At 58.3% G+C, this 25,153-nt stretch carries 23 protein-coding genes and 1 tRNA gene; 16 read left to right on the top strand and 8 right to left on the bottom strand.

Going from position 1 to position 25,153, the window contains the following annotated elements; genetic code table 11:
* Positions 1-178: 178 nt before the first annotated feature.
* Positions 179-2,716 (bottom strand): methyl-accepting chemotaxis protein, encoded by a 2,538-nt coding sequence (locus DI396_RS01075; protein ID WP_110794314.1) that lies wholly within the window; start codon positions 2,714-2,716, stop codon positions 179-181.
* Positions 2,717-2,932: 216 nt separating this feature from the next.
* Between DI396_RS01075 and DI396_RS01070 the strand changes: the two genes are divergently transcribed.
* Positions 2,933-3,017, top strand: a tRNA-Leu gene (locus DI396_RS01070).
* A gap of 603 nt (positions 3,018-3,620) precedes the next feature.
* Here the strand turns inward: DI396_RS01070 and DI396_RS01065 are convergent.
* Positions 3,621-4,256 carry a response regulator gene (locus DI396_RS01065; RefSeq protein ID WP_110794313.1) on the bottom strand — a complete coding sequence of 212 codons (636 nt, stop codon included), beginning with the start codon at positions 4,254-4,256 and terminating at the stop codon, positions 3,621-3,623.
* Positions 4,257-4,378: 122 nt separating this feature from the next.
* Here DI396_RS01065 and DI396_RS01060 point away from each other — a divergent pair, with 122 nt between their 5' ends.
* Positions 4,379-4,540, top strand: a complete 162-nt coding sequence (locus tag DI396_RS01060) for a hypothetical protein (protein ID WP_162617119.1) — start codon at positions 4,379-4,381, stop codon at positions 4,538-4,540.
* 144 nt (positions 4,541-4,684) lie between these two features.
* On the opposite strand, the gene DI396_RS01055 is transcribed toward DI396_RS01060, so the two are convergent.
* Positions 4,685-5,419 (bottom strand): sensor histidine kinase, encoded by a 735-nt coding sequence (locus DI396_RS01055; protein ID WP_110794311.1) that lies wholly within the window; start codon positions 5,417-5,419, stop codon positions 4,685-4,687.
* Between the two features lie 127 nt (positions 5,420-5,546).
* Complete coding sequence (locus tag DI396_RS01050) at positions 5,547-7,022, bottom strand: extracellular solute-binding protein (protein WP_110794310.1); 1,476 nt, start codon at positions 7,020-7,022, stop codon at positions 5,547-5,549.
* Positions 7,023-7,141: 119 nt separating this feature from the next.
* Between DI396_RS01050 and DI396_RS01045 the strand changes: the two genes are divergently transcribed.
* From DI396_RS01045 to DI396_RS01025, 5 genes are all read left to right on the top strand, one after another.
* Entirely contained in the window at positions 7,142-9,085 is a 1,944-nt protein-coding gene (locus DI396_RS01045; RefSeq protein ID WP_110794309.1) for a sensor histidine kinase, read from the top strand.
* 11 nt (positions 9,086-9,096) lie between these two features.
* Positions 9,097-9,555, top strand: a complete 459-nt coding sequence (locus DI396_RS01040) for a response regulator (RefSeq protein ID WP_235851692.1) — start codon at positions 9,097-9,099, stop codon at positions 9,553-9,555.
* A gap of 182 nt (positions 9,556-9,737) precedes the next feature.
* Entirely contained in the window at positions 9,738-10,436 is a 699-nt protein-coding gene (locus DI396_RS01035) for a response regulator (RefSeq protein WP_110794307.1), read from the top strand.
* 211 nt (positions 10,437-10,647) lie between these two features.
* Positions 10,648-11,982 (top strand): trigger factor, encoded by a 1,335-nt coding sequence (tig, locus tag DI396_RS01030; RefSeq protein WP_110794800.1) that lies wholly within the window; start codon positions 10,648-10,650, stop codon positions 11,980-11,982.
* Between the two features lie 119 nt (positions 11,983-12,101).
* Positions 12,102-12,524: a DUF1330 domain-containing protein gene (locus tag DI396_RS01025; RefSeq protein WP_110794306.1), complete on the top strand. Its 423-nt coding sequence runs from the start codon at positions 12,102-12,104 to the stop codon at positions 12,522-12,524.
* 166 nt (positions 12,525-12,690) lie between these two features.
* On the opposite strand, the gene rplI is transcribed toward DI396_RS01025, so the two are convergent.
* From rplI to rpsF, 3 genes are read right to left on the bottom strand one after another with little or no spacing between them, the layout of a single operon-like run.
* Complete coding sequence (gene rplI, locus DI396_RS01020) at positions 12,691-13,320, bottom strand: 50S ribosomal protein L9 (RefSeq protein ID WP_110794305.1); 630 nt, start codon at positions 13,318-13,320, stop codon at positions 12,691-12,693.
* 11 nt (positions 13,321-13,331) lie between these two features.
* Positions 13,332-13,559 (bottom strand): 30S ribosomal protein S18, encoded by a 228-nt coding sequence (gene rpsR, locus DI396_RS01015; RefSeq protein ID WP_090270362.1) that lies wholly within the window; start codon positions 13,557-13,559, stop codon positions 13,332-13,334.
* Positions 13,560-13,587: 28 nt separating this feature from the next.
* Positions 13,588-13,974, bottom strand: a complete 387-nt coding sequence (rpsF, locus tag DI396_RS01010) for a 30S ribosomal protein S6 (protein ID WP_110794304.1) — start codon at positions 13,972-13,974, stop codon at positions 13,588-13,590.
* 381 nt (positions 13,975-14,355) lie between these two features.
* Between rpsF and DI396_RS01005 the strand changes: the two genes are divergently transcribed.
* Together DI396_RS01005 and DI396_RS01000 are read left to right on the top strand one after the other, a co-directional pair.
* Positions 14,356-14,892 (top strand): hypothetical protein, encoded by a 537-nt coding sequence (locus DI396_RS01005; RefSeq protein ID WP_162617118.1) that lies wholly within the window; start codon positions 14,356-14,358, stop codon positions 14,890-14,892.
* A gap of 455 nt (positions 14,893-15,347) precedes the next feature.
* The gene (locus tag DI396_RS01000) at positions 15,348-15,941 is read left to right on the top strand and encodes a YceI family protein (RefSeq protein ID WP_110794799.1); all 594 of its coding nucleotides are present in this window, start codon (positions 15,348-15,350) and stop codon (positions 15,939-15,941) included.
* 147 nt (positions 15,942-16,088) lie between these two features.
* Here DI396_RS01000 and DI396_RS00995 read toward each other — a convergent pair whose 3' ends face one another.
* Positions 16,089-17,390, bottom strand: a complete 1,302-nt coding sequence (locus DI396_RS00995) for a cytochrome b/b6 domain-containing protein (RefSeq protein WP_110794302.1) — start codon at positions 17,388-17,390, stop codon at positions 16,089-16,091.
* Between the two features lie 347 nt (positions 17,391-17,737).
* On the opposite strand from DI396_RS00995, the gene fabD reads away from it, so the two are divergent.
* The 7 genes from fabD to DI396_RS00960 all read left to right on the top strand — a co-directional run bounded on the left by fabD (position 17,738) and on the right by DI396_RS00960 (position 25,037).
* On the top strand, positions 17,738-18,679 hold the full coding sequence (fabD, locus tag DI396_RS00990) for an ACP S-malonyltransferase (RefSeq protein WP_110794798.1): 942 nt from the start codon (positions 17,738-17,740) through the stop codon (positions 18,677-18,679).
* Between the two features lie 27 nt (positions 18,680-18,706).
* Positions 18,707-19,444, top strand: a complete 738-nt coding sequence (gene fabG, locus DI396_RS00985) for a 3-oxoacyl-[acyl-carrier-protein] reductase (protein WP_110794301.1) — start codon at positions 18,707-18,709, stop codon at positions 19,442-19,444.
* Positions 19,445-20,080: 636 nt separating this feature from the next.
* Positions 20,081-20,314, top strand: coding sequence for an acyl carrier protein (locus tag DI396_RS00980; RefSeq protein WP_025048350.1), 234 nt, complete (start codon positions 20,081-20,083; stop codon positions 20,312-20,314).
* A gap of 291 nt (positions 20,315-20,605) precedes the next feature.
* On the top strand, positions 20,606-21,865 hold the full coding sequence (gene fabF, locus DI396_RS00975; protein ID WP_110794797.1) for a beta-ketoacyl-ACP synthase II: 1,260 nt from the start codon (positions 20,606-20,608) through the stop codon (positions 21,863-21,865).
* A complete protein-coding gene (gene mltG, locus DI396_RS00970; protein ID WP_110794300.1) occupies positions 21,866-23,026 on the top strand; it encodes an endolytic transglycosylase MltG in 1,161 nt (386 codons plus the stop codon).
* A gap of 390 nt (positions 23,027-23,416) precedes the next feature.
* On the top strand, positions 23,417-23,758 hold the full coding sequence (locus DI396_RS00965) for a hypothetical protein (protein ID WP_110794299.1): 342 nt from the start codon (positions 23,417-23,419) through the stop codon (positions 23,756-23,758).
* Positions 23,667-25,037, top strand: coding sequence for a DNA-packaging protein (locus tag DI396_RS00960; protein WP_204362770.1), 1,371 nt, complete (start codon positions 23,667-23,669; stop codon positions 25,035-25,037). Before DI396_RS00965 ends, DI396_RS00960 begins: the two co-directional genes overlap by 92 nt.
* The last annotated feature ends 116 nt before the right edge of the window (positions 25,038-25,153 follow it).

Genomic DNA, 25,153 nt, shown 5'->3' with positions numbered 1-25,153 from the left:
CGTTTCTCGCTGTTTGTCTGCCTCAATTTATTAAATGAGATTAAGGCAGCATTAAGGACATTGCTAAGGAATTTGACCTTTGAGATCTTGCGCGCGGCGGATGTGGCGCGAATGCACGGCCCCGGCGCCCCTCCCGACCGGCCACTTTGTCCAAGGTGGAAGGGCCCCTCCGCCGTGATCATGCCGCGTCATAGGTGTGGCGGTGTTGGGCGCCCGCATCCCCGGCGAAGCCGTCCCCGTCGGAGCGTTTGCCCATGCCATCGACGTTAAAGAAGCCGATCAGATCCCGCAGTGTCTCGCTGTTATGGGCAAGGGTTTCGGTCACGGAGGCATATTGTTGGGTCAACTCGGCGTTTTGATTGGTGGCCACGGCAATTTCGGCCACGGCACCTTGGGCGGTTTGCGCCCGTTCGCTTTGTTCGCTCGACCGTTCGGCGATGGCAGAGATCATCGTCACCAAAGGTTCGATCCCGTCGCGGATTTGCTCGAAGACCTCGCCGCTGTTTTTGACGTGGCGCGCACTGCCTTCGACTTCGCGGACATTCTCCGCGATCAGCGCAGCGATCTGTTGTGACGCGTCGGCGCAGCGCCCCGCGAGGCCGCGCACTTCGGTGGCCACCACCGCAAAGCCTTTGCCCGCCGATCCGGCGCGCGCGGCTTCGACCGAAGCATTGAGCGCCAGAAGGTTGGTTTGGAAGGCGATCTCGTCGATGGTGCTGGTGATGTCTGCGATGCGGCTGGAGGCCGATTCTACATGCCCTATGGCTTCGACCGCTTCACTGACGGTGCGCGCGCCGCCCTGCGCAACATCGCGTAGGGTCAGTGCCATTTTCGCGCCATCATCGGCTTCCTTGGCATTGTCGGTGGCCCCACGGGCCAGGGCCGAGATGGTCTCGCTGGAGGACTGCACGGCGGCATTTTGCTCTTCCGTGCGGGCGGCCAATTCAACGCCCGAGCGCCCCAACCCACCCGCAGTCTCGCCGACCAGCGTCGCCGATCCGTTGATATCATTGACGATGCTTGCAAGAACCTGTGTCGTGCGTTGGGCCGCATCGCGGATATCGCCGAATAAGCCGTGGTGGTCCGGATGCATTTCGCGGGTCAAATCGCCTTCGGCCAATCCGGCCAGAACCATGCGGATATCTTCAAGCCCGTGCTCCGTCACCTCGGAAATTCGGTTCACGCCTTTGGACAGGTCGAGGAAGCTGCCGGTCTTGTCGTCTTCGGGCACACGTTGGGAGAAGTCGCCGTTCGAGCAGGCCTCAACAACCGTGGCCAGTTCTGCCGAGGCTTTCGCGGCGCGTTTTTCGGCGGCTTCGCGTTTCGCGCGTTTATCGGATTCATAACGGTGCTGGGTATCGATGGCCTCACCGGAAAGTTTGACGATGTCATTGATCGCGGCGCTCAGGGTTTGGAACGTGCCGGTTTTGGTGTCGAGGTCGATGAATTTGTCAAAGTGGCCATTTTTGCAACTTTCGATTACATCGGCAATCTCTTTAACGGCGGTGTCGCGGGCCTTGTCTTCGGCAGCAACGGCAGCTTTGCGCGCGGCGGCATTGTCGCGAAACACCCGCAAACCGCTGGCGACTTGGCCCAATTCATGACGGGTCATGTTGGGGATATCCACGTCGGTGTCGCCCTTTGCCAAGGCGTCCATCGGGGCAAAAATACAGGCGAGGGCAGCGCGATAGCTACGATAGATGACAAAGCACAATACGCTTGATGCCAATAGGGCCACACCGAGAAGAATAAAGTTTTGCATCATTGCGGCCTGTGCCTGACCGGCGGCGGCATCTGCCTCGGCTTGCAAAATATCACCACTTTGCCGTTCCACCGCGAGCAGCATGTCCAGTTTGGCTGTTTGGGCAGCGAACCAATTCGTAACGGAAATATCGCCCATCATCACGGCATCATCATCGAGAATGCTGGTGCGCCATTCTTTGATTTGTTGGGCGACATCGCTCATTAGGGCCTCTTGTAACGCCGTGCCCACCGCATCCGAAGAGGTGGCCAAAACGTGGTTATGCAAAGCGCTTTGTTGGTTGATCAGTTCGCGGAAGCGGATCAGTGTCTCCATTTTGAATACGCCGGTCCCGGTATCGCTTGCGGCCATACTCAATCCGCTTGCGCCCACGGCCCGCTCAAGGCCGGCCATATCTTTGGCGGATAGCAAGATGGAGTGGCGTTGCATCAAGTAAGACAACCGTCCCGAGGGCACAGTTTGCGCCAAATCTCCGATTTCCGCGAATGCCTCGTGATGAAATTCGGTATAGGCGCCGGCCGCTTCGCCGGGAGAAATCGCGCGCCCATCGACGGCCTGACGCCCGGCCAAAAGCGTTTCGAGATGTTGCGATAGCGCAGTGACCCGTTCTGCGACAGGCGCCGGAAGGAAGGGGCGGTCGGCGGCGATACGTGCGTCGAGCGTGTCGCGCATTTTGTCGACACGGGCGCGTTGCTCTTGCAACTCCGGGCCAAGAATCCTGCCGCCTGACGTCAGATAAACCAATGTCATCCCACGCTCCGATTGCAGCTCATGTACCATCATGCCGAGTGCGCGGCTCAAGGTGGCAAAATGCGGCAGCGATTCAAGTTCGCGCGATTTTTCCATTTTGTCGCGCAATTGCATTTGCGCGAAGAACAACGCCACGGCGAATCCGATGGCGATGAACAAGAACATGATGTGTCCAATGGAGAGTTTGGTGATCAATCGGGACATGGGGACCTCGAGGGGGTTAGGGGGCGGCGTGTGTTTCGTGTAGCAATGCAAAGCAAAAGAATTCGTTACTTACCGCTTTGCGGCCACAGGCATTTGTCGCCATTTTGAGCAAACGGCGGGCCGGCGCATTTGGATGATTTTTCTCTCGCAACCGGCCACGGGATTTGCTATTGCACGCCTCATTCGGCCCCCGCACTGCGGATCACGGCCATGGATGCGGGTGTGGCGGAATTGGTAGACGCACCAGATTTAGGTTCTGGCGCCGCGAGGCGTGGGGGTTCAAGTCCCTTCACCCGCACCACTTTGATTTCATGTGTTAATGTAAGATGCTGCAAGGCCTGTCGGGATATGGTCTTTGCGGATGTGGCCCGATGACTGGCATAGGGATTGAACTCGGCCGTTTCCACCGCCGCCCCGAAAAAGGCGATTCTAGGCCGGTGTTTTGATCGGGGTCATGTGCGTGTTTGCCCGCACGGCGGCTGCGTATGTTTCCGGTCTGACTTGGTTCTTTGCGGCATGTAGGTTACGCTGCGTTCTGCGTGGCAGACCTGCGCCCTCGCAAGCGGGCAGTGCCTCCGCTCACCGGAGGAGCGAGAACGCGCGGCGCCCCTTCCGCCCTTTGTCGAACTTGATTATTCGCGCCGGCATCCACCCCGAGCAGGGGCAATTAGTTTCGATTTTCGGCGGGGCGTCGACGGCGGTCGTGACGGGGATGTCGGGTCGGGTTCTCCCCTGTGGCGCCTATCGCGATAGACCATACAGATACAGGCGGATCGGGACAGACGCCGCGATGCGACCAAACAGCAGCGCGCATCATAAGTGGGCACCGCGCAACTTTATTGTCGTGACGCGGCGCTGACGGCGCTGATTATGTTTCGAGGGGCGATTCTGTGGTGAGGCGCACTTAAAAGTAAAACCGGTCGTCGGCCACGAACTCGGTTAAAAACGCATCCATTTCCTCGGTTCCCTTGCCTGCCACCTCTAGGCCGATCCGGTCGGCGGCTTGACGCAGCCCCTCGGTCAGAGCGGATTGCATGACACCGCTTTCCAGGGTGCTGCGCATTGCCTGCTGCACCTGTTTTTGGATTTCCTGTGCGATCTGTGGCCCGCGCAGCATCGCGATGCTGGCATTTTGCAAGGCGCTTTGCATTGCGTCACGCAGCATCGGCAGGGTCAATTCGTCTTTGGTGATGAAATCATGGCATCCGTTGCGAAAGGCAGAAACCGCGACCTCCATATGTTCTTGGCCGGAAATCATGATCGTGGCCGCGCCGCGGTTGGTGGCGTGGTTCTGGATCAGGTCGAGCGCTTCCAATCCGTCGCCCTCTGCCAGTTGGTAATCGATCATGATCAAATCAAACACGTCACGATCCATCACCTGCGACAGTGCGGCGATGGTCGGCACCTCTTCGATCATCATGGGGATGTCGGATTTTTCGGTCATCCGGCGGATGCGGTTGCGGTCAAAGGCGCTGTCGTCGAGGAGCAGGGCCTTGATGGGGGGCATTACCTCACCGGCGTTCGAATCTTGAATTGGCATCGGGGCTGTCTCATTTTCTTGCTATTGGCCCCAATGTGCACATATCCGCCCCATAAGCTCCTAACGCAGAAGAAGAATTTTAGAGACATTGCGTGTAAAATTGTATGGAAGACGGATTTTACATGGCGATCGGCGGCACGTTCCAAGGGCTGTGGGCGGGCGCAGATCTTGCCGGTGGTGGCGGATTGCCCTTTGATTGCTTTGCCGCGATCGTTCAAGCGCACGATTGCGACGGTTATTGGCGCGATCATCCCCGTCCGACAAAACACCCATTAGAAAAATGACATTATCCATCCATGCGGCGGGTATACATGCGGCGGGTATAAAAGGGCGCGCCCTCTGTTCGCCGTGCTGGTTCCCATGACGTCATAAGCGGCACCCAAGATGCGGCAGCTGTCACCCTTGCCCGCTTGGCGATATTGGGGGCACTATGTCGGCAAGCGTATTTCGAGGTCGGCACTGGCGTCGTCGGCCTCCATACACCACCGCAGAGTGCCGCCGTAGTGCAGGACAATCTTGCGCACGATGGCCAATCCCATTCCGCTGCCCTCGACCTCGTCGCGCGGTTTGAGTGTGATCATCGCCTCGAAGACCCGGTCGCGGTATTTCTCCGCGATGCCCGGCCCATCGTCGCGCGCACGGATCACCAGATCACCGCCGTCGCGCCGCGCCGAGAGCGCGATGGAACCACGGTCGCGGTGATGGTGTTTGGCGCTGTTGGTGATCAACTCACCAAGCAAGGTCAGAATGTCTCGCTCCCCCATATCTACCGAAAGCTGCGCCAGATCCGTGTTGACCGTGAACCCGTGGGGCAGGGAGATTTGCGCCAACACCATTTGCACAGCCTCTTCCAGGTCGACAGTGTGTTGGGTTTGTTTGCGTCCGACGCGCGAAAAGGTCAAAAGATCGACCAACATCCGATCCAGACGTCGGGTGTGAGTGTTCATCAATTTGATGTTCTCAGCCAGCGCGCCTTCGACCGGATAGCCCAGGTCGATAAGGTCTTCTTCTATCCATTGCGGCACTTCGAGAAGCGCCCGCGCGGAATTGCGCACATCATGGCTGAGCAGATAGATGAATTTTTCCAGTTCATCCGGCCCGCTTGTCTCCGGGCGGTTGCCCAGTGCCGGTTTATCTATGGCGCGATTATGTTGAATGTTCATCAAACACCTCAAAGCCGGACGGCGGATTTGATCCCGCTCCGGATGTATTTTCACGACTCAGGCGCGGGCGTATGCTCCGTCCCGCCGCATCGGCTCCCGCGCAGCTTTTTAGGCACGGAAACACAGGCTAGGAAAGGTCTCTTAAGACACGCCTAATGCGCGCGGGGTATTTTGCGCGCAATTGTTCCCATCGTTTTATTTGAAGCGGACGACCGGCGCCGCTGGTGATCACTTGCCATGTCTGCGCCACGCGTTCCATCGCCTCTTGAGGGGAGACCTCCCCGCTGAGGGCGCGGCTGATCCATTCGCTGAGAATACGGAAATACGCGCCTTGATTTTTGAGGTAGAGGTCGGGGATCGAGTCTTCCAGACTGGCGCGGTGAACGGCGAGGAATTCCTCAGAATAGGCCGCTTTGATACCCATGTCGTCGTAGTGTTCTGGGCGAAACGGATCGAAGAATCCGTCTTTTTGACGCACTGCGCGCGTGGACATTTCCGGTGTCGAGGCAAACAGCGCAAAAAGATAGGCCAGTTCGGGGAATGCGCTATTGCTGGCGACCACATAGTTCCATCCCCAATTGAAATAGGGCGTGATCAGCAATTCCCCCTCCAACATTCCGCCGGGGGTGGGGCCATAGACCATGTTGCCGCGCATGCCGGATCCGGCGCTGTTGAAGTATTTCTGCGATCCGCCCCAACCGATGTTGCAATAAACGTCGCCGCGGCTGTAGCGCTCCCAATTTTGGAACACTCCAACATGCACCGCCTCCGGGCAAAGGCTTTCGCTGGACCGGATCATGTCTTCGAGGGCGCTAATACCTTCGGATGATGTGATCTGTGGTTCCATATCGGGCGAAAACGGCCAGACGCCCTTGGCATGAAACCGAACCCACCATTCCCACGCCACATGGCCGAGCGATCGGAAAAGAAGTCCGCCCCATTGGCCTTGCTCGGGGCGATTGAAAAAGGCCATTTGCCGGTCAAGCTCTTGCCATGTGAGAGGTGTTTCAAGTTCCATGCCGTATTGATCCGCATAGCGCGCGCGCGCGGTCGGGTTTTTGAGCATCGCCTTGTTGTAGAACATCACATAGGCATCACCATCGGTTTGAAACCCGTAGGTTTCACCATCGAAACTGTCCCCGACCTGATAAAGAATGTCATCGCGAAACCCCTCGGGTTCATGCTTCGCGACAAATTTGCTCAGCGGCAAAATGGCCTTGGAGGCGACCAGATCAGGCACCCCAAAGGTCGCGGGTAAGGCCAGATCATAGGTATGCGTGTTGCTGAGCGCGTCGAGGGTCAACTGGGTGTTGATCTCTTCTAAGGAGCTTTCCGTGAATGTCACATGGACGCCAGTCATCGCAAGAAACTGTGCGATCACCGGTGTGACATTGGCGCTCGACCCCTCTGGCAGCAGCAATTGCAGATTGATCTTTTGTCCTGCGGTCAAGGCGCGCGCGCGCCGCGCGATGTCATGGTGGAGCGATGCGTCCCCGGCCGCAGCGGCGAGGCGCGAAGCCACAGGAACGAGCGCCGAAGCGGCCAGGGTTGTCAAAGCCGTGCGCCGCGACATCGCGCGCGGCAAGGCGGGAGGTTGGGTCATTCTTGGTGCGCTCCTGTAGCATCGCGTTCACGGCCGAATGTGACCGATTGGGATTAACCGGCGCTTAATTGCTGCGCCTTAGGAGATGTGCAGTCGGATCATTCGGACGCAGGAGCAAAATGCAAAACTGTTATGGCTATTCATCGACGGGAGGGATCGTCGGCCGGTTGCGGATCGTATTCCTCTCGATGGCATTGATTTTGCTTGCTGCGGTGGGCAGCGGTTTGGTGCAATTGCGCGGTCTGCATAAATCGGTTGACGGATTGACACTTTTTGCGGTGCCAGTGTTGGAGCAAGCCGAGGATCTTGAACGCAACCTCACCGATATGTTGTTGGAATTACAAGAGTTTGGCAATCTTGATAGCCTGCAGGGACTGGATTCCACGCGTGAGGATCTATCCCAAAGATTGCTGGTTTTGCACGCTGCGGTCGCGGCCTTTACCGATATCGGCCTGCCGACTGAAGATATGGCGCAGAGCCTCACGAAAATTGAAGCCGGCGGGTTCGACACGCTCGACACCAAAGCCGCGCTTTTGCATCACAGCGGCGCCTTGGATGCGCTGTCGATGCAATTGGGGCAGTGGCTCGATGATGTGAATCTACTGCTCCAGACTCTGGCCTTCACAGCTGAATCCACCAGACGTGCGACGCATGAGGAAACCCTCACCGATGCATTTGCCTCGACGCAGATGATTGAAGAACGCTATCGGCAGGAATTGCTTTGGGCCAATGCGATCACCGCCGTGTCCTCCGAAATCTACGCGAGTGTTGATCTGGCAAAGGGGCTACGCAACCTGCCGAATCGTGGTGAACTGGATCAGGCGACAAGCGTCCTGCTGTTCAAGAAACAGGGGATCGCGCACGCATTGGCCAGCCTCCCACCCAGCGACGAACGCGCGCAACTGGCTGCTTCTGTGATGGCCTTGCGGGCGTTGATTTTCGGCGAAGAGGGGATCATTGATCAGGCCGGCGAAGCCATCGCATTGCGCGCCGAGTTGGACCGCAATACCTATCAGCAACTTCAAACGGTTACAGAGTTTTTCGCCGTCTCCCAAAACATCCGGCGCGCGGCGCGCAAGCAAGTGGATGCCGCCAATCAGGATGTGGTGCAGACCTCTGATAAACTGGGATGGGTGTTGATCATCTCTGCGGTTCTGACGTTGCTTAGCATTGGCGCCGCTGTGTATTTCATTGTGGAACGGCAGATCAACCAACGTGTGAAACAGTTGACGCAGGCAGTGTTGACCATCGCCGAGGGGGAAATTGATCAGGAGGTGGCGGTTTGCGGCTCTGACGAGCTTGGTAAAATCGCGCAGGCGCTTGAGGTGTTCAAATCCAATGCGCGGGAACTTTTGCGGTCGAACTATGAACTGGAGAAATTTGCCTATGCCGCGTCGCATGATCTGCGCTCGCCGCTGCGCGCGATCCAGGATTTGTTGGAATGGACCATTGATGACGAAGAAAACCACTTCTCTGCCGAGGGGAGGCAGAACATCACGCTTGTGCAGCAACGGGTCGCGCGGTTGAACTCGTTGCTGGCGGATCTCTTCACATATTCCGTCGCCGGACAGGACAAGACCAATTTGGCCGAACTGTCGCTTGCGCAGGTGATCTGCGAGACGGCTGGGCTTCTTGATCCGCATGACAGGTTCAACATCACTTTTACCGGTTTGGAGACCTCGGTTCTGACCTACGCCACGCCAATGCGGCAAATTCTGCTCAATCTGGTCAACAACGCGATCAAGCATCACGATCGTGACAACGGCACCATCAGTGTCGCGGCCCATCTGCGCGACGGACGCATTTTTTGCGAGGTCCAAGACGACGGACCGGGGATTGATCCGAAATATCACGACAAAATATTCGGCCTGTTTCAAACCCTGCGCTCGCGTGACGAGGTCGAGGGCAGCGGCTTAGGCTTGGCCATCGTGTCGAAGCTTGTCGAACGCTATGGCGGCACGATTTCGGTGCGTTCCGATCCGAGCGCCGGGCGCGGCACGCGGTTCATTTTTGATTTACCTGAAATGTCTATGGACAACAGTGACACCGCCCTCGCGGCTTAGGGAGAACGCAGATGAATGACATGTACCAACAAAATTTCGGCGCGCAAACCGAAGCGGTCAAATTCTTGATCGTGGATGATGATTTGGTGAGCGTCATGGCGATCAAACGGGCATTGAAAAAGCTCAAGATTCTCAATCCGATCGTTGTCGCGAAAGACGGGCAGGAGGCCCTGGACATCCTGCGCGGGTCCTATGGCGACGGAAAACTGCTTCCACCGTTTCTGGTCACGTTGGATTTGAACATGCCGCGCATGGACGGATTCGAGTTTCTCGAAGAGGTGCGAAAAGATCCGGCATTGCACCGTGCAGTGATTTTTGTGCTCTCGACCTCGGATGCGCCGCGCGATGTCGAAACCGCCTATAGCAATAATATCGCCGGATATATCGTCAAGGACGACCTCGGGGAGAGTTTCATGCGGGCGCTCAACATGATTGATTCCTATGCCAAAGTCGTCGAATTGCCGCGTTGATCTGTGCAGGTCGTGAGCCGAGCGTGACCGTATGGCGGCCCGATGAGCCGCCGGGTCGGTTTGTCGTAATTTTATCCATATTTCGAGGCCCCCGCCAAACAATTTAAGCCGCAGTTAGGCTTGTGCCTTCAGTTTGGTGCGGGGTCGGCATGTTGCGCGGCTGAAACGAACCGAGGTCATTGATGAACACCACCAAACTCTACAAAGATCGGGACGCGTCCCTCGTTGCGTTACAAAGCGATGTGAAGGCGCTCATTCTGGATGACAGCCGCTTTGATCGCACCCGTGTGCGCCGTCTGTTCCGCTCTGTGGGGGTGCCGTTCAATTTGGACGAAGCAGATACCGTGGACTCGCTCAAGAAGGTGCTGGACCAAGAGACCTTTGATGTCATTTTGGTGGATTACAATCTGCCGGTGAGCAACGGGCTTGAGGCATTGAAAATGGTGCGCGAGCACCCCAAAAACGCCAATGCCGCCACGATCATGATTGCCGGAGATGACCAAACCGAGGTCGCGGTGCAGGCCATGAAATTCGGCTGCAAGGATTATATTTCCAAACGCCAACTGTCTGCGGAGCGGTTGAAATCCTCGATTTTTGCCGCCATCGACGAAGCCCGGTTGGAACATATCGACGGGCATCGCCGTATTCACCAGATCGAAGAATTGACCAAACAGGTCATGTCGAAATACAGCACTGCATTCCAACCGCAGATCGCCCGCATCGTGCGTGATATCCGGGCCTTGAAAGTCACATTGGCAGACCCCAATAGCAACCTGCCGGCTGATATCGAAGCCATCGAGCAACGCTGTATCAGCCTATGGGCGCATCTGATCGAACCCGAGGGGCTCGATGCTGTAAAGTTTGCTCAGGACCGCATGTAATCGGTGCTGTGGAGCAAGCCAGCCGGCCTGCTGCGCCAACGTGATACCAATTTGGGGGGGGGAACGGCGCATAGAACCGCCGCTTTCTCTATCTCTACCCCCATATAGACAAGACTCTGCTTGCATGCGCCGCCTGCCGCACCTAGAAGGACGCTTGATTTATATAGGGGCGCGGAGCGCCTCGCCGGATGAAGATGTAAAGGACGAGAACATGCAGGTCACCGAGACCCTCAACGAAGGCCTCAAGCGCGCCTATTCGATCACCGTCACTGCGGCGGAGCTCGATGCGAAAGTCAACGAAAAGCTGGTCGAAGCGCAGCCCGAAGTCGAAATGAAGGGCTTTCGCAAAGGCAAGGTCCCGATGGCGCTTTTGAAAAAGCAATTTGGCCCCCGCGTTCTTGGCGAAGCGATGCAAGAAGCCGTCGATGGCGCCATGTCCGAGCATTTCGAAAAAACCGGTGACCGCCCGGCGACGCAGCCCGACGTCAAAATGACCGACGGCGAAAACTGGAAAGAGGGCGACGACGTTCTGGTCGATATGTCCTACGAAAAACTGCCCGAGATCCCCGAAGTCGATCTGGCCAAGCTGAAGCTCGAAAAGCTGGTTGCCAAGGCCGATGACGCGGCTGTGGAAGAAGCGCTCGCCAATCTGGCGGAAACCGCGCAGGATTTCGAAGACCGCAAAAAGGGCTCCAAAGCCAAAGACGGCGACCAAGTTGTCTTCGACTTCTTGGGCAAAGTTGACGATGTGGCCTTTGAAGGCGGCGCCGCCGAAGATTACCCGTTGGTGCTTGGCTCCGGCAGCTTCATCCCCGGTTTCGAAGAGCAACTCGTGGGCGTGAAAGCCGGCGAAGAAAAAGCCGTCACCGTGACCTTCCCCGAAGATTACCAAGCGGAAAACCTTGCCGGTAAAGAAGCGATCTTTGAGTGCACGATCAAAGCCGTCAAAGAACCCAAAGCCGCCGAAGTGAATGACGAGCTGGCCAAGAAATTCGGTGCCGAAGATCTCGCCGGATTGAAGGGGCAAATTGCCGAGCGTCTCGAAGCCGAATACGCCGATGCCGCGCGCGCGTTGATGAAACGCGAACTGCTCGATGCCCTCGACAAAGAGGTTACATTCGATTTGCCGCCGTCGCTCGTGGAAGCCGAAGCCGGCCAAATCGCGCATCAGCTGTGGCACGAAGAAAACCCCGATGTGCAGGATCACAACCACGATCCGATCACACCAACAGACGAGCACAACACTTTGGCCGAACGCCGCGTGCGCCTTGGCCTCTTGCTTGCCGAACTGGGCCAGAAAGCCGAAGTCGAAGTGACCGACGCCGAAATGACCCAAGCCATCATGAATCAAGCCCGTCAGTATCCGGGTCAGGAACGTCAGTTCTTTGAGTTCATTCAGCAAAACCAGCAAATGCAACAGCAGATGCGCGCACCTTTGTTCGAAGACAAAGTTGTCGATCACGTGTTCTCCTTGGCGACAGTCACCGAAAAAGAGATCACCAAAGACGAGCTGCAAAAAGCTGTCGAAGCGCTCGAAGACGAGTAAGATCTCGCATCATATTTTCGGGAAGGGGCTGCCGTTTTGGCGGCCCTTTTTCGTTGTGCGGCTTGCCATGTCGCGCCCCACAGGCCATCGTTGCCATGGCAAATAGGGGAGGAGATCCAATGGATTATCTGGGGTTTGATAAGGAAACATTTGACGCATTCCGCGCCGATGATCGGTCAGGGCCGATCCATATGCTCAATCTGGTAAAGCTGCACGCAGTGGCCACCTATGAGGACGGCACAACGACCACCGGGGCAGAGGCCTACGCCGCATATGGACGCGAGAGCCAGCCGGTGTTTGAACGGCTCGGGGGGCAGGTCGTCTGGCGCGGCGCGATGGAATTGATGGTGATCGGGCCAAAGGACGGCAGCGAGGATTGGGATCTGTGCTTTATCGCGCAATATCCGCAACCGTCTGCCTTTGTTGAAATGATTTTCGACCCCGAATATCGCAAGGCGATGCGCCATCGGCAAGCGGCGGTGAAAACCTCGCGTTTGGTGCGCATGGCCCCGAGAGAGGCCGGCGAGAATTTCGGGGAATAACGGGGCCGGTGAGAACGGGGCCGGTGAGGCACCGTGAACCGCGCCGCCGTAGGGTAGCGGTGCATCGTTTAAGCTCCCTTGTTCGATGGGCTGCGCGACACAGTGAGCATAAAAAAAGGCCGCGCAAATTTTGCGCGGCCTTTCAATTTTGGGTCGAAAGCGCGGCTTACGCGTCTTCGTCATCCGAGGTGTCGTCGTCGTCGCTGGACACAGCTTCGGCGAGATCTTCATCGTCCGATGCGGCTGCGCCGATGTCTTCGAACAATTCAGAGATCTCGAATTCCGCTTCGGCTTCTGCCTCGGCTTCGAGTTCCTGGATCGACTTGCCCGAGGCTTGCAATTCGGCTTCTTCCACCGAGCGCGCGACGTTCATGACGATTGTCACGGTGACTTCGGGGTGAAGTTTGACCGACAGGTCGTGCAGGCCGAGGTCTTTGATCGGGTTGATCAAGGAAACCTGCTTGCGGTCCACCGAGAAGCCCTCTTCCGTTGCAACTTCGGCGGCATCCCGTGGGGTGACCGAGCCATAAAGTGCGCCGGAATCGGAGGCGGAGCGAATCACGATGAACTGTTGCCCATCGAGCTTTGCGCCCAATGCTTCCGCTTCTTTTTTGGTTTCAAGGTTGCGTGCTTCGAGCTGCGCTTTTTGCGCTTCAAAGTTTGCAACATTGGCCGAAGACGCGGTCAGCGCCTTGCCCTGCGGGAGCAGGAAGTTGCGCGCATAGCCGGATTTCACGTCAACGACGTCACCCATTTGGCCAAGCTTGGCAACACGTTCGAGAAGGATAACTTGCATGTGCTTTCTCCTTACTTCACGGCATAGGGCAGCAGGGCGAGGAAGCGGGCGCGTTTGATGGCGCGGGCCAGCTCACGTTGCTTCTTGGCCGAAACGGCAGTGATGCGCGAGGGAACGATTTTGCCGCGCTCGGAAATGTAGCGTTGCAAAAGTTTCGTGTCTTTGTAGTCGATCGCAGGTGCATTGTCGCCCGAGAAGGGGCAGACTTTGCGACGGCGGAAAAACGGTTTGGTAGCCATTGTTTAGCGTCCTTTTCTCAAGCGTTGATTAACGACGGTCGCCGCGATCACCGCGGTCACCACGATCGCCGCGCGGGCCGCGCTCACGTTCGTCACGTTTTTGCATTTGCACCGAGGGGCCCTCGGCGTGCTCGTCAACCTTGATGGTCAGAACGCGCATGACATCGTCATGCAAGCGCATCAGGCGTTCCATTTCCTGCACGGCTGCGGCGGGCGCATCCACGCGCAAGAAGGCATAGTGGCCTTTGCGGTTCTTGTTGATTTTGTAAGCCATCGTTTTGACGCCCCAATACTCGTGGTCCACGAGTTTGCCGCCGTTGTCGGCGAGGACGGTGCCAAAATGTTCGATAAGGCTTTCAGCTTGCGTGTTGGACAAATCCTGACGCGAGATGAATACATGCTCATAAAGCGGCATGTGCTCTCCATTCATTTTTCAGGCGCATTTCATAGGACGGGCAAAATACCGTGACGCGGCCCATCCACGAGAGACTGCGCGGTTCAATCGATTTGCGCACGGTAAGCGCGCCTCTTAGCTTGCTTTTCCTTGTGGCGCAAGGCCCGCCGTGACGCATGCGGTCGGGGGGCGGATGCCCCACGGGGTATGCCGGTGCCCGCACGGCGTTCAGCAGCGTCAATCGAAAGCCACAGATGTGCGTCGAGCCGCGCTTTTACCTGCCGGTTGCCTCATTTCGGTCCAATTCCTACCCGAGTGTTAACCACAACAGAGCGCCCCGGCCGTAGAGCCAATTTATTCAAAACGGGCGCGTGACAGTGAATGAATCCGAAGGAGACCGCCATGTCCTCGATGTCAGATATCCTGCTTGAGCCACATATCCAAGCTGCGGCACGCGGCAGGGATGCCGCAGCCCGACAGCAATCGCGTCGCAATGTGGTGCGGGTGGTGGGCGCCCCGATGATCCGCGCGGCTTCGATCTTTCTTGGCGTGGTTTTGATTACCTCGGCGGGCGGCCTTTGGTTGATTGGTTCGGGAAGCTGGGACGCCGAGCAAATGCTGATCCGCTTGGTGATCTCCATGCTGTTTTTGGGTGCCGGTCTTGCCGTCATGCAGCCGGGCCGTCAGGGCAGCATCCCCGAGGTGCATCTTGATCCGGCGCGCGGCGAAATGGTGTTGTTTCAAGTGTCCGCAACGGGCGCGCGTAACGAGATTGCCCGTTACAGCTATGACGATCTCGGGTCGGTGGATTTTCGCAACGACATGCTTAAGGCCACAGATGCCCGTGGCGACACCTTGATCGAAATGCCGATGGCCGAGCCGGGCGATCTGGATAAACTTCAAATGGCGCTTGGCGCGGCATTCGCACGTGCGGTGTAATTCAACGCGCGGCGGTTAAGCCGGCTCAAGGTCGTGCGGGCGTGTCTATGTGGTTTTCCGTGTGGCCAATCGCGTTGTGCAAACCTCCCAATTCTCTACGGCCCGCTTCGGCGGGCTTTTTGGTGTGCCCATCTGGTGTGCCCGTCGCGGCGCTCATAGCGGGCACTCTCGCTCTGGCCGTCGGGTGTCGTTAGGGGCGGAGCGATGGCGTAAATGGCCCGAGGGTTCTATGCGGCCATGAAAATGTGATATGAAACAGGCAACAACGCATGGTTTGTCAGGGCAGCAGTCGGCGAAAATATGCCGGCAAGCCGAGATGAACCGGCAAAAACCGACATGCGCGCTGCTGCGCAGCTTCTGTTGAGTTCTGTGCAGTTGTGTAACTTTGGCCATCGTTACATAATTTCGCAACAGACACTCCAATCCCACAGGGAAGGATTTTTCGAATGACCTTTATGACATCGACCCTAAAGACCGGCGCCCTGAGCGCCACGCTTGCCGCCGCGATGGCCTTTGGCGCCGGTGCGGCCCATGCTGCCGCCGAGAAATATGTGCTCGACCCCAGCCACAGCCAGATCGTGTTTAATTATAACCACCTCGGGTTCTCGACCAGCTATGGCATGTTCTCCGGTTTTGACGGCGAAATCATGTTCGACGTTGAAGATCCGGCCGCCTCTTCGGTGACAGTTTCATTTCCGGTGACCTCGATGCTGACCGGATGGGAAGAGCGCTTTGCGCATTTCATGGGCGACGACTTTTTTGGCGGGGCCGATGAAACGGTGACCTTTACCTCGACCGGCATTGAAGTGACCGGCGAGAAAACCGCATTGATCACGGGCGACCTGACCTTGAACGGCGTGACGAAATCGGTGGTTCTGGATGCGGTGTTGAACCAAGCAGGGGAGCACCCGATGGCGAAAAAAACATGGGCCGGTTTTTCGGCCACAACGACGGTGAAGCGCACCGAATTTGATCTTGGGCAATTCGCCCCCTATGTGTCCGACGACGTGCAAATCGACATTTCTATCGAGGCAATGAAAGCTGAATAAGCTTTTCGTTATCTGAAACGTCACATGCAAACGCCAGCGCAGAGAATGCGCTGGCGTTTTTTCTTGTCTGCAAGGCGTGGTTTGTCGGGTGGGACACGGATCGGGCGGCTCGTCCGCACCCGTGTCGTTCGCGTAATATGCCCTGTTCTATGGCGCTTGGGTTGCGGTCAAAGACACCGTGACATCGACAGCAAAGCCAAGGCTGCCTTCGTCGTCCATCGACAGGCCGATGCCGAAATCGCGCCGGTCAAGGCGCAGGGTGCCGCGCATCTTTGCCTCTTTGCCCTCGGGCGTCTCTGTAATGTCGAGCGAGAAGGGCAAGGTTACCGGCAAGGCATTGTCTTTGATGATCAAGGCGCCGCGCGCGAAGAGTGCCCCGGCCTCTTCGATGATCTGAGCCTCGAACAGGGCCTCGGGATGGGTCGCGGCATCGAAGAAATCCGCGCCGAGCGCCTGTTCGGTGACAGATCCAAGAGACAGCGAAGCAATTTGGATGCGCACGTCGACTGTGCCTTTGTTCCGGTCGGCTTCGGGGGCGAAAATGATGTCGGCGTCCCATGTGCCAAATCCGCCGGTGACCTGCGACCCGAATTGTTGCACGGCGATGGTGATCTCGCCGTTTTGCACCTCCCAAATAGGCAAATCGGTCGTCGCCGCGCTTTGTGTGGCATCGATTCCTGCCGCATGCGGTTGAGCCTGCGTAGAGGCGGATTGGGGCGTGCCTTCGGCCTGCGCAATCGCGCCTTTGCTATGGTCCTCGGATCCGCCTGCGGCAGTCCAGCCAGCAAACAGCGTCGCCGCAAGCAATAGTGCAGCCATACTGGCGGGCAATATATGTGAGGGTTGCTGCGCCGAGGGGTGCGCCGATCCGCCGCGCGGCAGCATCCGCCGCAACGTTGCATCCTTATCTATGACGTGGTGTTTGACGGCCCCCGCGACGTGCATCACAATCGATACGATCATCAAGCGCCCTGATAAAAAATGCACCACTTCGGAGGCTTCGGCAACAAACGTCGAGCGCGGCACCAACGGTAGGGTTTGACCAAAGGGCCACCAGATTGGTGCAAAGCCGGAGGTGGCGGCATGATGCACCCATCCTGACAAAGGCACCAGCAGCATCGTGCCGTATAATGTCCAATGCACCACTTCTGCGGTCAGGGCTTCGATCCGGTGATTGCCGTTGATCAACCCCGGTTTGGTTTGTCCCGTTGCCCAAAGTATCCGCCCCAGCGCCACGAAAAATGCCGCGACGCCCAATGTTTTATGCAAGGAAAACAAGAAGGCCACCCGGGCCACGGACGTCGCATCCGCGCTGCCGCTGCGCAGATCGACGGAGAGTTCATGCGCCAGCCATCCGACAGGGATTGTGACGAGGATCACGAATGCGGTGAGCCAGTGAAAGGTTTTGGTGACGCTGCCATAGCGTTGGGTGGTGTTGGCGTGGGGCATGTGAGATCCGATTGATGAAATGCAGTTGCCGCGTTTTACCGGCATTTAGGATGTAAATATATCGCCATTCCCGCACAGGTCCTCATGTTTGGCGCACAGGTTCGGATGTCAGGGTGGCAGCGGCCGCAAGACATGCCGAGCGGAGAAGGGGCATGGCAGGGCACCCGCGCATAGGGCAGGCATATGGAACGGATGCACAGTCATGGGGCCCGCAGGCGGGGATCGCGGAGGCGGCAGCACAGGATGATGCGATGCGCGATCTCGCGGCGCGCCTTATCGTTGCCAACTGCGCCGCGCCGCGCTATCTCGGTTTTAACCAGAAAACGAGCAAGAACGGAGGCCATGAAATGAGCCGCGCATTGATTTTCCCCGGGCAGGGTGCCCAAACCATCGGCATGGGCAAAGCCCTGGCCGAGGCCTATCCCGCCGCAAAGGCCGTCTTTGACGAGGTGGACGAGGCTTTGGGCGAAAGCTTGAGTGCGTTGATCTGGGAAGGCGAGCAAGACACGCTGACCCTGACGCAAAACGCACAGCCGGCCTTGATGGCGACATCTTTGGCGGCGATGCGCGCGCTGGAGGCCGAAGGCGTGGTTTTGGCCGATGTGGCGGACTATGTGGCCGGTCACTCTTTGGGCGAATATTCGGCTTTGGCCGCGGCGGGCGCGTTTAGCGTGGCCGATGCCGCGCGGCTGTTGCGTATTCGCGGCAAAGCCATGCAAGAAGCCGTGCCCGTTGGCGTCGGCGCAATGGCAGCTTTGCTCGGGTTGGATTTCGATACCGCGCAGGCCGTGGCCAAAGAGGCCGCCCAAGGCGAGGTTTGCCAAGCCGCCAATGACAATGATCCGGCACAAGTTGTCGTGTCAGGGCACAAGGCCGCCGTCGAGCGTGCCTGTGATATTGCCAAGGCCAAAGGCGCGAAACGCGCGCTCTTGTTGCCCGTCAGCGCCCCGTTTCACTGTGCTTTGATGGAGCCGGCCGCACGGGTCATGGCCGAGGCCTTGGGGCAGGTTGATATCAACCGCCCCGCAGTGCCGCTGGTGGCCAATGTGCGTGCCGATGCGGTCCGCGACCCCAGCATGATCCGTGCGCTGCTCGTCGAGCAGGTCACCGGTTCGGTGCGCTGGCGCGAAAGCGTTTTGTGGATGGGCGCGCAGGGCGTCACCGAAGTTTGGGAAGTCGGAGCGGGCAAAGCGTTGAGCGGCATGGTCAAACGTATTGACCGCGCAATCGCGCCGATGACCGTCGGCACACCAGAAGATGTGCAGGCCATCGTCGCAGCACTCGCCTGATTTGAATTGATAGAGAAAGACGTAAAAATGTTTGATTTAACTGGGAAAAACGCGTTGGTTACCGGCGCATCGGGCGGCATCGGCGGGCAGATTGCCAAGGCGCTGCACGGCGCGGGCGCAACCGTGGGCCTGTCGGGCACGCGGGTCGAACCCTTGGAGGCTTTGGCCGCCGAATTGGGCGCGCGGGCGCATGTTCTGCCTTGTAACCTGTCGGACGCCGATGCGGTGGATGCCTTGCCGAAGCAAGCGATTGAGGCAATGGAGTCGGTAGATATTCTCGTCAACAACGCCGGTATCACCCGCGACCAGATTTTCATGCGCATGTCGGATGACGAATGGCAATCGGTGCTGGATGTGAACCTGACCGCGACAATGCGCCTGTGCCGCGGTGTGATGCGCCCGATGATGAAGGCGCGTTGGGGGCGGATCGTGAATATTTCCTCCATCGTCGGCGCCACCGGCAATCCGGGGCAGGCAAATTACGCCGCCTCCAAGGCCGGTATGATCGGTATGACCAAATCCATCGCCTATGAGGTCGCCAGTCGCGGGATCACCGCCAATGCGGTGGCGCCGGGATTCATTGCGACCGCGATGACGGATAAATTGACCGACGATCAAAAGGCCAAGATCAATACACAGATCCCTGCCGCGCGCATGGGCACCCCTGAAGAGATCGCCGCTGCGGTGCTTTATCTGGCCAGCCCCGAGGCCGGTTATGTCACCGGCGCGACCTTGCACGTCAATGGCGGCATGGCGATGCTGTGATCCCTATTTGATCGTCATGATTAGATCAGAGCGCGGCTTCGGCGGCGCTCTTTTTGCATGAGGTGCATGAGGTCCCCGTGAGCGCGGTGTTCAAGGTGGCCCCGCGCCCATAGAAAGACGATACGCACCCGGCGTCACCTTGCAATTTGCGTCACCCGATCGCCGGAATCGGCAATGGTTCGCATGATGGGGGGACCGGCTGTTTTGGTCGTTTTAAACCGATCCGGGCACGCCGCCGCCGCGCCCGATATGGGGCGGCCTGTCAACTTTGGCGTATGGGGTTTCCCGTTTATTACCATGTGATTACAAAGCCTTATCTCGCCGTTCCCGTGGCGTTGGTCCTTATGCGGTCACAGTGGCCATCGCCACGGGTGCGAGATTATTTGCAACGCCCGCTTGCAGGACAGCAGAGCAGACGCCACTTAAGACAAAGCGTTTGCCAATTGCGCGCCATGTGCTATAGGCGGCGACAGAACCGTGCATGCACCCATATCTTGTGTGCCTGCGCATCCCCGCGCTGCGGGACAGTTAGACCAGCCGCCCTTCGGGGCACTAAAACGCCGAGCTTCCTGATTTAGGTCGGAACAAGGCAGAAAAAACGGGCCGCAGCGCCCAGACCAGTTATGAGGACTTGACATGAGCGACGTCGCAGACCGCGTGAAGAAAATCGTTGTAGAGCACCTGGGTGTGGAAGAAGACAAAGTCACCGAGAACGCGTCGTTCATCGACGATCTGGGTGCAGACAGCCTCGACACTGTCGAGCTGGTTATGGCATTTGAAGAGGAATTCGGCATCGAAATCCCTGATGACGCCGCCGAAAACATCCAGACCTTCGGTGACGCGGTCAAGTTCATCAAAGAAGCCTCCTAAGGCTTTGCCGCCGCCCGATCCGGGCGTGCGACGAGATAAAGCAGCCCCTGCCGATATTCGGCGGGGGCTGTTTTCGTTTGGAGCCCGCCCGCGCGGTCCTCGCACGATCTTGGCTGACATCGGGGCGCATGTTGCGGGTGGCCAACAGATGTCTTTGCATTTTTGTCGGCCCCGCACCCCCGCCAGATGCGGGGGAGAGGTGTAAAACCCTGCCGATAGATTGCGCGCGCCTCTTGCCCCTCGCCCCCAAGGCGCGGTATGGACATGCGCAAAGAAACGGGGAGGCATCATATGCGCCGAGTAGTTGTCACAGGTCTGGGTTTGGTCACGCCGCTGGCTTGCGGAGTCGAAGAAACATGGAAGCGCCTGCTCGCGGGGCAATCGGGCGCCGATACCATCAAGCAATTCGACGCCAGCCATCTGGCCACGGATTATGCATGCGAAGTCAAACACGGCGACGGCACCGACGGCACATTTAACGCCGATGACTGGATGCTCCCGAAAGAGCGTCGCAAGGTCGATGATTTCATCCTCTACGGCATCGCCGCCGCCGAACAGGCCGTGCAGGACGCCGGATGGAAGCCCGAAGACCGCGAAGGCCAAATCCGCACCGGCGTGATGATCGGCTCTGGCATTGGCGGGCTCAATTCCATCGCGGAAACTGCAGTTTTGATCAAAGAACGCGGCCCGCGCCGCGTCTCGCCCTTCTTTATTCCGGGCGCATTGATCAATCTGATCTCCGGTCAGGTTAGCATCAAGTATGGCTTTAAAGGTCCGAACCACGCGGTTGTCACGGCCTGCTCGACCGGTGCCCACGCCATTGGCGATGCGGCGCGGTTGATCCAATGGGGCGATGCGGATGTGATGATTGCGGGCGGGGCGGAATCCTCGATCTCCGAAATCGGTATTGCCGGATTTAACGCCTGTAAGGCACTGAGCACGCAACATAAAGACGACCCGAAAAATGCATCGCGGCCCTATGACGCAAACCGCGACGGATTTGTCATGGGCGAAGGTGCGGGCGTTGTTGTGCTTGAAGAATATGAACACGCCGTGGCACGCGGCGCGAAAATTTATGCCGAGGTTCTGGGCTATGGCCTGTCGGGCGATGCCTATCACATCACCGCACCGGCCGAGGATGGCGATGGCGCCTATCGCGCCATGGAGGCGGCGTTGAATCGCGCTGGCGTCAAACCCGCCGAGGTGGACTATATCAACGCGCACGGTACATCGACCATGGCCGACACCATTGAACTGGCGGCCGTGGAACGCCTTTTGGGGGATGCGGCGGCAAATGCGACGATGTCATCGACCAAATCCTGCACCGGCCACTTGCTGGGCGCGGCGGGCGCGATCGAGGCGATCTTCTCGATCCTGGCGATCCGCGATCAGGTTGCTCCGCCGACGATCAACCTCGACGATCCGGCGGTGGAAAGCCAACTGGACCTTGCCCCGAATGCCAAACGCGAACGCAAAATCGACGTGGTTTTGTCCAACAGCTTCGGGTTCGGCGGCACCAATGCCAGCCTGTGCATGGGGAAATTGCGCTAAATGTGGAAAGCCCTTGCCTCGAACGCGATCACCTTTTTGATTGTGATCCTGTTCCTTTTGGGCGGACTGATCTTGTGGGGCCAATCGCAATATAATGCGGCTGGCCCATTGGATCAGCCGATATGTCTGCGCGTGCCATCGGGTAGCAACATGTCCCGTGTCAGCAAAGATCTGGTCGCGCAGGGCGCTGTTTCCAATGGCCGGATTTTCCGTGTTGGCGCGGATTACACCGATAAAACTCAAGAGCTTAAGGCGGGGAGCTATTTGATTCCCACCCATGCAAGCATGGCGCAGATCACCGATATCGTTACCCGCGGCGGCGCCAGCACTTGCGGCACCGAAATCGTATATCGTGTCGGGGTGACCCGTTCGACCGTGCAATTGCGCGCTCTGGATCCCGCCACCAGCCGCTATGTTGAACAAGCCTCTTATCTTCCGGGCGAAGACGCCGTTCCCGCCGAATTGACCGAGGCCTTGGACTCCGGCGATGTGCGGTTCCGTGTGGCGTTGGCCGAAGGGGTGACCAGCTGGCAAGTGGTGGAGAGCCTGAACGCCATTGAGGTCATGATCGGAGAGGTTACAGAAATCCCCGCCGAGGGTAGCCTTGCGCCGGACAGCTATGAGATCAGCCGTGGTGCTGACCGCGCCGAGTTGATCGCCAGAATGCAACGAGCGCAGCAAGTAATTTTGGCCGCCGCATGGGCCGAGCGTGCCGAGGATCTGCCGGTCAAAACCCCCGAAGAGGCGTTGATCCTTGCCTCCTTGATCGAAAAAGAAACCGGCGTTGCCGAGGAGCGCCGTCAGGTTGCCAGCGTTTTCGTCAACCGTCTGCGCCAGGGCATCAAATTGCAAACCGATCCGACCGTGATTTACGGCATCACCAAAGGTCAGGGCGTTTTGGGGCGCGGTCTGCGTCAAAGCGAATTGCGCCGTGAGACACCGTGGAATACCTATGTGATCCCCGCGCTGCCGCCGACCCCGATTGCCAACCCGGGCCGCGCCAGCATTGAGGCCGCGCTAAACCCGGACACGACGGAATTCATTTTCTTTGTTGCGGACGGCACGGGCGGTCATGCGTTTGCCGTGACCTTGGCCGAGCATAACGCCAATGTGGCCAAATGGCGCGCCATCGAGGCCGAACGGGCAAAACAACCCGATTAGGCCGACTGGCATTCCTGCGTTAATGAATTTGAAAGGCCCCGCTTCGGCGGGGTCTTTTGTTAAGGATTTGAAACCGGCAGAGGCGGTGGGTGATGCCACTAGGGCCAGCTGTCAAAACCCGTTATCGTAGAAGGGGTTAGATCGCGGCCCGCCGCTTTTTGAGTTCTGTTTACGGGCCGGTTTTTAGTGCGAATATCCGAAAAAATCTAATCATACCGTGCGGTTACGTGTTTCACCTGTTGCGAAATCGCTTGACTTTGCGAACGCTCTCGCCTATAAGTTGTGACATGCTGGAAGAAGTGACGAAACGGCCATAGGGGCGATCCTAGGGGCCGTTTTTTCGTTTTCTCACATGCGGGGGCAACGCACCCAAAGAGGCAGAGCAAACCCATGACCATGACCACCTCGCAAGAGGGACCCTCGACATTGGTGGAGAGCATCACCGGTGTCGAACTGCAGTTGATGGACCTTCGGGCCGATCTTCTGGAGATGCAAAAACGTATCCGCGCCGGTGACGTCGCGGGTTTGAAAGACAGCACAAAAGCCATCTCTGATATCCGGCAATGGCTCAAAATCGCACATGAAACGGAGATCCTCCATGAAGAACGCCGCAGAAAAGAAAAAGGTATCGTCAAGGACTATGCCCTCGATTTCGACGAGGCCCGACATCAGATCGGGTGCCGGTTGGATCGCCTCCGCCGAACCTGCGGTGCAGGACGCCTTCCTAAATGAACTCAGCGAGGGAGAGCTTTTGGCTCTCCCTTATTTGTTTGAGTTCTGGGCGTTGGACCACCAATTGCCGCCCGAAGGTGATTGGCGGTCCTGGGTGATCATGGGCGGGCGCGGCGCGGGCAAAACCCGCGCAGGGGCGGAATGGGTCCGCTCTGTTGTGGAGGGGCCGCGCCCGATGGACAAGGGGCGCTGTTCGCGGCTGGCTTTGGTTGGCGAGACAATTGATCAGGTCCGCGAAGTGATGGTGTTCGGGGAAAGCGGCATTCTTGCCTGCTCGCCCCCCGATCGCCGCCCCGAGTGGCAAGCCAGCCGCAAAAGGTTGCTATGGCCCAACGGCGCCACGGCGCAGGTGTTCTCGGCCCATGATCCCGAAAGCCTGCGCGGTCCGCAATTTGACGGGGCATGGGTGGATGAGTTGGCGAAATGGAAGCGTGCCCAAGACACATGGGACATGCTGCAATTCGGCCTGCGCCTTGGCGAGACGCCGCAGGTTTGCATCACCACCACGCCGCGCAATGTCGGTGTGCTTAAACAAATCCTTGCTTCGCCTTCGACCGTGACCACCTCGGCCCCGACCGAGGCCAATGCCGCCTATCTGGCCGACAGCTTCTTGGAAGAAGTGCGCGCGCGTTATGCGGGGACGCGACTGGGACGGCAGGAATTGGATGGCGTGCTTTTGGAGGATGCCGAGGGTGCGCTTTGGACCTCGGCCCTGCTCGAAGAGCTACAGGTCGAGGCGGTGCCGGAGTTTGACCGTATCGTTGTCGCCGTCGATCCGCCGGTTAGCGGTAAGGAGACCTCGGATGAATGCGGGATCGTTGTGGTGGGGGCCTGCACCAGCGGCCCTGTACACGAATGGAAGGCTTACGTTCTTGAGGATGCCTCGATCGGGGCCGCCACACCGACACGTTGGGCCACCGCAGCCATCACCGCGATGGAGAAATGGGGCGCAGAGCGATTGGTCGCGGAAGTGAACCAAGGCGGCGATCTGGTCGAATCTGTTATTCGGCAGGTCGACCCATTGGTGCCGTTGAAAAAGGTCCATGCCAGCCGCGGCAAGGTCGCCCGCGCCGAGCCGGTGTCGGCGCTATATGAACAGGGCCGGGTCAAACACCTGCGCGGGCTTGGCGCGCTTGAGGACCAAATGTGCCGCATGACTGCGCAGGGCTATGAGGGCAAAAATAGCCCTGATCGCGTTGATGCATTGGTCTGGGCGCTGACGGAATTGATGATTCTTCCGGCGGCAAAATGGCGGCGCCCGCAGGTGCGTGCGCTCTAGTTGAGGCTCCTTAACCATTTGATAGGCATCTTCTCCCCAAGCCAGAGGGCAGCACCAGAACACTTCCAACGCTGCCCTCGGACCCTTTGAAACCTGCCCGTCTCTGCGGTGTCAGG

The sequence above is a fragment of the Litorivita pollutaquae genome (assembly GCF_003205515.1).
Classification (GTDB): Bacteria; Pseudomonadota; Alphaproteobacteria; order Rhodobacterales; family Rhodobacteraceae; genus Litorivita; species Litorivita pollutaquae.
Note: the sequence above shows the minus strand (reverse complement) of the source record. Positions and strands in the feature narration are given on the sequence as shown.